Genomic DNA, 5,426 nt, shown 5'->3' with positions numbered 1-5,426 from the left:
TGCGGGCTCATAATGAGGAGCTACCTCGGCCCTTTGATGTATTCGCGCCCTTGTGCCTCTTCTCCTACTCGGTGTTTTAACACGCCAGGTACTTTACAGGCTATCAAGGGTGGGTCTAACCGCTTAACGCAGGTTCTTGGTCAATACTGTTATTTCTGTTATTGAAGGCTAAATATTAATTGGCTAGTAAATTGGGTTCATAACTCGTGAACTGCAATGCCAAACATTAACAAAATTTAATTTTCTCTCCACCTTCAAGCAATCCTTACTTAGTTAAACTGCAAACACTGACTAATTTAAGGACCAATCATGACAAAACTAATCAATCAAAATCGCCTATCTATTATTTCGTTAGCAACAATCAGTGTACTACTTTCAGGCTGTGGCAGTAGTAGTAAGAGTGAGGAACCGGTACAAAATACTCTCACTTTGCCAAGCTTATTAGTCGGTGAGGTAAGTGCGATATCAAGTAATAGTATTACAGTTAACCAACATCAAATAGCCACAAATAATGCTGACATTGAGGTGGATGACAACCACGCATTAATCAGCGATCTAAAAGTGGGTATGATGGTTGAAGTTGAAACAAATGGTAAAGAAGCAACTCAGATTGATTATGATCCAAGTTTTAAAGGGCCTGTTAGTATCAATGAACAAGGCGCTACAATTGCGGGCTTCAAGTTAAATAATTTAAATACCGAAAACCTTTCAAATGGTAGCCTGGTTGAATTAAGCGGTTATAACAATAGCCATAGTGAATTCACGGTTACCTACCAACAACCATTATCTAACAGCGCAGAATTAGAACTCGAAGGTTTCATAACAGATCTAAACACTGCCTCTTATACTTTTAAACTAGGTGATTTAACTGTTCAATATCAACAGGCAGACATCGACGGCGCATTAGAAAACAATCAATTCGTTGAAGTAGAGGGCCGCTTAGAAGGTAACTTATTAATGGCACAAGAGGTTGACGCTGAACATAACTTTACAGCTGATGACGATCTAGATACAGCGCTTTTTGGTACAATTACCTTCATCAACAATGACGCTTCCTTGGTTACCCTGAACAATCAATGGCAAGTGAGTATTACCGATCAAACTAAATTTGAAGATACCACTCGCGCTACATTAACCATAGGAGATACGATAGAAGTAGATGCCATCTGGCAGCAAGCTAATAATTGGTTTTTAGCCCACGAAATAGATCTGGAGAAAAGCCACACTTCGCCTAATTTAAGCAGTAATTTTAGCGTTTCTGGCTTTGCCAATTACAGCAATGGCAACATTATTATCAATGGCATCAGCTTGAAAATCACAAATAGAACCGTTTTTGAAGATGGGTTAACAGCAGATACTCTTTCAGGTGAATGGTTAGAGCTTGAAGGTCTTATTGATGGACAGAGCTATATTGTCAGTGAAATCGAACGTGATAACAGCAATGAACCTCTTGAATTAAAAGGCATAGTAACAGTAACTGAATCGCAACAGGCTAGTTTATTCGGCTACATCAGTGAAGATAACAGCTTAGCGAGTTTTACAGAACAATATGTTGATCTAGAATGCCAGTGGGTACAAGATAACATCGTACGTGCATGTAGGCTTGATGATTAACAACAAAATACAACAATGGCAGCACTAAACGTGCTGCCAAACTAATGTCGAAATATTATGAAAAAACTAGTTTTAACTTGCCTGTGCTTAATTTCTGGCCTTGCTTTTGCTGCAAGTTCAGCCATTTTTAATATGCTAGATTCAAGCACAGCCCCTGCCCCGACTGAAGTTTTATATAACATAGAACAACACTATGCGAAAAATGCCGTTATTGTTGAGTTTGAACTGGAAATTGAAAATGGTCAAAGCGTATTTGAAGTCACTTTATATGAAGCTAAAAAACAACGATTTATCGAATTACTTTTAGACAGTGCGGGAAAGGTAATAGAGCTTGAGTATGAAGCTCCGGAGCTTGATGAACAAGAAGAAATAGCAGCTGCTAATTTGATGAGCCGTAAAGGTTACACATTACATGGTTTAGTAACACAACTAGATAGTGAGCCAACACACTACCTAATTGAAGCCCAATTAGAGCAAGACATGGGTATCACATACATGGTCGCCACATTCGTAACCAGCAAAGGGCGTCACAAAAAAGCGATTGATCTTGAGACGGGTAAGAACTTACCTTTGCTTCGTTGGGGCAATTAATGAAACTATTATTAGTTGAAGACGATCAGCAAAATCGCGAGTTTTTATACAAGGCTTTTATTGAGCAAGGCTACACATTAGATTGCGCAGAAGATGGTCAACAAGGGCTTGTGCTAGCGACGTGTGAACATTACGACGCGATTATTCTAGATCGTATGCTTCCTAAGCTTGATGGTTTACAGGTATTGTTAGCATTAAGAGCAACCGGCAAAACAACGCCAGTATTAATACTATCTGCGCTAGATAAAGTAGACGACAGAGTGACAGGTTTAAAAGCCGGCGGTGATGATTATCTAACAAAACCCTTCTCTTTTTCTGAATTAGCTATTCGAGTCGAAAACTTAATAAAACGGCATACCTTTCATGCCCCACTGAGCACTGAAATTAGTCTTGCCAATTTAACGCTCGACTACAGTAATCAACGAGTTGAAGTAAACACTAAAACTGTTAATTTACAGCCCAAAGAATTTAAATTGCTTAGGTATTTATTAGATCACCAAGACAAATTAGTCACCCGTACCTTGTTGTTTGAATCGGTATGGGAATATCATTTTGATCCTGGCACCAACGTTATTGACGTGCATATTGCGAGGCTTCGTAAAAAGCTCACAGAAGCGTCCGCGCAATTAGAAATCGAAACAGTTCGCGGTGTCGGCTACCGCTTAAAAGCTAGTGAGAGTTAATGTACGAAAATAACCTACGTTTGTTCGACCCAAGAAAAAGCTCAGTTTGGCGTTTAACATTGGCCTTTGCAGCAATTACCGCTGTTACTTTATTACTTGCGATTACTTTAATCTACCAACTGTTACTTGGCGAGCAAAGCCGTCAAGTTGAACGGCGCCTTGATGCCGAAAAAACACGTATCGAAGCGCTCGCCTCCGAATTTGACAAGCAAAGCTTTTTTCAACAGCTGGATGTTTTCAGAAGCGAAGGTGATGTTTTAATTTTTTGGCAGAGTGATTATGAACAAAGCCAGCAGCTAAGCTTTTTACCCGATAATATCCCCTCACTCCCTGAAACAGTTGTTTTTCCTGTTCTTGATACCGGACGAGGTCAAATACGCCTACTCACAACAGGCAAAGTTAAAACCGTTTATGGCAATATCGTGCTCGCCACTGCCACAGAGCATTTACAACGTTTAATCATCGATTTCAAATCAATCGCTAGTTGGACTTTTATCTTAGCAATAGCGTTAACAGGCTTGTTTGGTTACCTATTTTCTCGTCGACACTTGCGTCGTGTAAACTACTTCAATGCAACAGCCGAACAAGTCCAAAATGGCAACTTAAGCGCGCGTTTATCCCATAAAGATAAAGGTGATGAATTTGATCGTTTAGCAGCTCACATCAATACAATGCTCGATGCAGTAGAGGAAAATTTCGCTTTGGTACAGGGAATTACCGATAATATCGCTCATGATCTAAAAACCCCACTGACACGATTAAAACTTAATTTAGAGCAGCGTTTACAAAAGCTGCCAGAAATGGGCTACGAGCTTGAACAGCTCAATAGTATCATTAACACCTTTGACGCCATGCTAAAGCTCACACGTTTAGAACATGGACATTTTCCGCTACAGCTCGAAACAATTGATAGTAGTCAACTTGCCAATGATATTAGTGAAATTCTACAACCCAGTGCCGAACAAAACGGTCAATCAATTGATGTCGCTATTTCTTCACCTTGGCAATTAAGCGGTGATCGAAACCTGTTGTTTCAAGCAATTTTTAACCTAGTCGAAAATGCTATAAAGTACGCTGGTAAGGGCGCAACGATTAAAATAATTATTGCTGAAAAAAGTATATCAGTTGTCGACAATGGTAAGGGTGTCAACGAACATGATTTACAACAGCTCACAAAACGCTTTTATCGCAGCGATCCGGCGCGTCAAAAAGAAGGGTTTGGTTTAGGCCTTGCAACCGTACAAGCAATTTGCAACCGCCATTCACTCAACTTATTTCTAAGTTCAGAAAATGGCTTTTGTGCAAAAATAACCGAAGATTAAGCTGCGCTCTCAGCTGCTTTTTCTTGCGCTTCTGGTTTTGTGGGCTTATCAAAAATACCTAAACGAATGCGAATGAAGTGCAAAATCTCTTTGGCTACATCAATACCCAACGCACCTTCTAAGCCTTCAAAGCCAGGGCTTGAGTTTGCTTCACAAATTTTAAAGTGCTGCTCATCAAACAATAAATCAATGCCTGCTACATCAAGGTTGAGTACGTTCGCTGTTTGGGTTGCAAGCCATTCGATTTCTGGCGTAATAGGAAATGACTTACCTGTGCCACCTGCACTAACATTGGCTTTAAAGTTTTTACCCTGTGAGTTACGTTCCATACATGCAACAGCACGACCACCGATAGTAAGTACTAGCAAATCACGGCCATGACTGGACTTAACAAACTGCTGTAAAATGATGTTTGCTTGTGGGTTTGCAGCCTCAATCAGCTGCATTAAGTCATCAAACTCTTCTTTTGATTTTGATAAAAATACACCACTCCCCTGCGAGCCCGATAAGGTTTTAATAACCACAGGAAAGCCAATCTGCTTTTCAACCAAATCAATATTCACCGGAAACTTAACCAACATGGTATTCGGCGTAGGTAAATTACATTCAGCAAGAATTTGCTGTGCAAACAGTTTGTCTTTCACTGTTTCGATGGATTGCGAACTGTTAACACAGTACACACCTAAACGTTCAAGGTGGCGAATAATCGCTAGCGCAAAATAAGTTGTACTTGCCCCCATGCGAGGGATAACAAAATCGGGGAGCTCAACTGACTTACCATCAATTAAAATACTTTTACCGTCTTCACGGGTAATAGTCAGGTCAAATTGATCAGGCGAATAAACTTGTAAATCTATGCCCTCTTCTTCGGCTGCAGCAAGTAAACGTTCTACTTCATAGGTTTCTTGTTTTAACAAGCCTTGGCTATCTTTATAAATGATCCACCCGCGCATGCTTGGTACCTCTGGTCTTTGAGTTTCGGTGACAAAAAAGCGAGGATTATGCTGAGCATTCAAAGCCGAGTAAAACAAATTAATTTTATCGACACGATAATAAAAACCACTACTTAGTGATTAACCATTGACCGGGTTGTTAACTTAAGGTAAAAAATAACAATGAGTTAACATAAAACCCGTAAGAGAAACATGTGAACAGGACGCTTGCATTAATCTTCATTCTGCCACTTACAGCATTTGCACTGAATGAGTGGCATATT

General features: G+C 39.9%; 5 protein-coding genes. 4 read left to right on the top strand and 1 reads right to left on the bottom strand.

The features are described 5' to 3' along the window. Nucleotides 1–309: 309 nt before the first annotated feature. From AN394_RS20750 to AN394_RS20735, 4 genes are read left to right on the top strand one after another with little or no spacing between them, the layout of a single operon-like run. Nucleotides 310–1,614, top strand: a complete 1,305-nt coding sequence (locus AN394_RS20750; RefSeq protein ID WP_055022462.1) for a DUF5666 domain-containing protein — start codon at nt 310–312, stop codon at nt 1,612–1,614. A gap of 57 nt (nt 1,615–1,671) precedes the next feature. Further along, a complete protein-coding gene (locus AN394_RS20745) occupies nt 1,672–2,205 on the top strand; it encodes a hypothetical protein (RefSeq protein WP_054553439.1) in 534 nt (177 codons plus the stop codon). Next, complete coding sequence (locus AN394_RS20740; protein ID WP_055022461.1) at nt 2,205–2,888, top strand: response regulator transcription factor; 684 nt, start codon at nt 2,205–2,207, stop codon at nt 2,886–2,888. Before AN394_RS20745 ends, AN394_RS20740 begins: the two co-directional genes overlap by 1 nt. Continuing rightward, complete coding sequence (locus AN394_RS20735) at nt 2,888–4,210, top strand: HAMP domain-containing sensor histidine kinase (RefSeq protein WP_055022460.1); 1,323 nt, start codon at nt 2,888–2,890, stop codon at nt 4,208–4,210. The genes AN394_RS20740 and AN394_RS20735 overlap by 1 nt, the downstream gene beginning before the upstream one ends. Here AN394_RS20735 and AN394_RS20730 read toward each other — a convergent pair. Beyond that, nucleotides 4,207–5,163, bottom strand: a complete 957-nt coding sequence (locus tag AN394_RS20730; protein ID WP_055022459.1) for a RimK family alpha-L-glutamate ligase — start codon at nt 5,161–5,163, stop codon at nt 4,207–4,209. The two genes, AN394_RS20735 and AN394_RS20730, sit on opposite strands and share 4 nt — an antisense overlap. Nucleotides 5,164–5,426: the final 263 nt, after the last annotated feature.

It is taken from the genome of Pseudoalteromonas sp. P1-26 (assembly GCF_001401795.1).
GTDB lineage: Bacteria > Pseudomonadota > Gammaproteobacteria > Enterobacterales > Alteromonadaceae > Pseudoalteromonas.
This window is presented reverse-complemented; position numbering and strand designations above follow the sequence as displayed.

Bases quoted from the DNA above. Each gene is read 5' to 3' on its own strand.
- AN394_RS20750 (WP_055022462.1), top strand. From the start codon at position 310: ATGACAAAACTAATCAATCAAAATCGCCTATCTATTATTTCGTTAGCA.
- AN394_RS20745 (WP_054553439.1), top strand. From the start codon at position 1,672: ATGAAAAAACTAGTTTTAACTTGCCTGTGCTTAATTTCTGGCCTTGCT.
- AN394_RS20740 (WP_055022461.1), top strand. From the start codon at position 2,205: ATGAAACTATTATTAGTTGAAGACGATCAGCAAAATCGCGAGTTTTTA.
- AN394_RS20735 (WP_055022460.1), top strand. From the start codon at position 2,888: ATGTACGAAAATAACCTACGTTTGTTCGACCCAAGAAAAAGCTCAGTT.
- AN394_RS20730 (WP_055022459.1), bottom strand. From the start codon at position 5,163: ATGCGCGGGTGGATCATTTATAAAGATAGCCAAGGCTTGTTAAAACAA.